The 1682-nt window shown below is 33.5% G+C and carries 1 protein-coding gene; it reads right to left on the bottom strand.

From position 1 onward, the window contains the following. Positions 1 to 109: 109 nt before the first annotated feature. Entirely contained in the window at positions 110 to 1570 is a 1461-nt protein-coding gene (locus LRP81_RS23065) for an IS1182 family transposase (RefSeq protein WP_230505548.1), read from the bottom strand. Between the last annotated feature and the right edge of the window lie 112 nt (positions 1571 to 1682).

The raw sequence follows: 1682 nt of genomic DNA, 5'->3' as shown, positions 1-1682 counted from the left end.
TAGGCCACTGAAAAAGTTACGTTTTTTATTTCAGTAATCTAAAATGAATGCCCAAAGGCAATTTTCCGTCTGCTTTTTAAGCGGAAAATTGCCTTTTTCCTTTTCTTTTTTATTCTTTTTCATTAAGGAGTTTCAGAATTCGCTTGAGGTTAACTGCAAATATCGCTGTGGCTCCTTGAATTTCCATACCAAATAGACCCGAAGAGGATGCCGTTTCATACCCGTGCCTATGTTTTAATTCACTATTTTTTGCCTCAATTTTATATCGAGAGCGTGCATGTTCCTTAAATTCTTCACTGTTTTGAAATGTTTCTTGTTCCTTGTGTTCAGTGGATTTTATTGAAACTGAATAAGTTTTACTTTTTGCTCCTTCTTTATAACAGCCATCACGGAACGGACATACTCTACATTTATTACTATCAAAGTAATAAGTGTCTTTTTGATTTTCCCCTTGATTTTTCTTTCCTGTTCGTGCTTTTCGTATCGCCATGTGACCTGCTTTACAAACGTACATACCTGCATCTTTATTAAACTCAAACTTATCCTCTTTAGCACGTCCACCTTGGGTGATCAGTGGATTTAGTTTAGATACTAGTTGAAATTCTTCGGTTTTTGCAAATTGGATATTATCCTTTTCTGAATAAGCTGTATCACCTATGATTCTATCAATTGTCATTCCTGATTTTTTGCTTTTCTCAACTAGATCTTTTAAGTATTTTCCATCACTTTTCTCGCCAGTAGTAACCATCGCAGCTGTAATAATTCGTTCATCACTCATAGCTATATGTGTTTTAAATCCAAAAAAAGAAGAATCAGCTGCTTTGTGTCCAACACGTGCATCTGGATCATTTGAATAACTTAGTTGTTCTGTATAATCTTCTATCACTTCCTTTAATACATTCAGTTTTTCTTTAACAACTGGAATCTCGGCAATTTGTGGTTCAGTTTCCATAACAGTAATGACTTGGCGACAATAATCTAATTCCTCGTTTACTTCATCAGAAGTTGTTTTTGATGGAAACTTTTCTTTTATCGATTCATCTACTTGATAAGCTGCTTTTCGAAGATTTTTTGATTTCTCTTGTAAAAACTCTTTTGGTGATTTTTGATTATAACGTGCTTTGGTATGTGTTGCATCCACGATAATGCTTTTACTCTTGATGATTTCTTTTTCTAGAGCAATCTCAACGGTCTTGCCAATAAGCATGTCTAATAAACCCACATCTTTTAGACGGAGTTTACGAAATTTCGTTAATGAGCTTGGGTCAATCACTGGATCCTCTGGAGCCATGTCGAGAAAATATTTAAATGACATATCGTATTTGGAACGTTCAACAACATCTACATCTGACAAATCATAGATTGATTTAAGAAGTAAATATTTGAACATACGAATTGGCGAAATAGCATTACGACCATTATCAAGACAATATTTTGTTTTCAATTCTTCCAGTATGAAAGAAAAATCTACAAGCTCATTAATTCTACGAAGCATATTATCTTTTGATACAACAATATCGTATAAAGACATGAATGGACTTAAGTTTAGAGATTCTTGGTTTGAAATCACTTGGATACCACCTACATACATTTGATAACAATATTATAAAATAAAAAGGCAGCTGAAAGTTCATTTAACTTTCAACTGCCTTTAATAAATATTGGAGTTTTTCAGTGCCCTC

This window comes from Sutcliffiella rhizosphaerae, from assembly GCF_917563925.1.
Lineage (GTDB): Bacteria > Bacillota > Bacilli > Bacillales > Bacillaceae_I > Sutcliffiella_A > Sutcliffiella_A rhizosphaerae.
The sequence above is the reverse complement of the archived record's forward strand: the minus strand, read 5'-3'. Positions and strand labels throughout refer to the sequence as shown.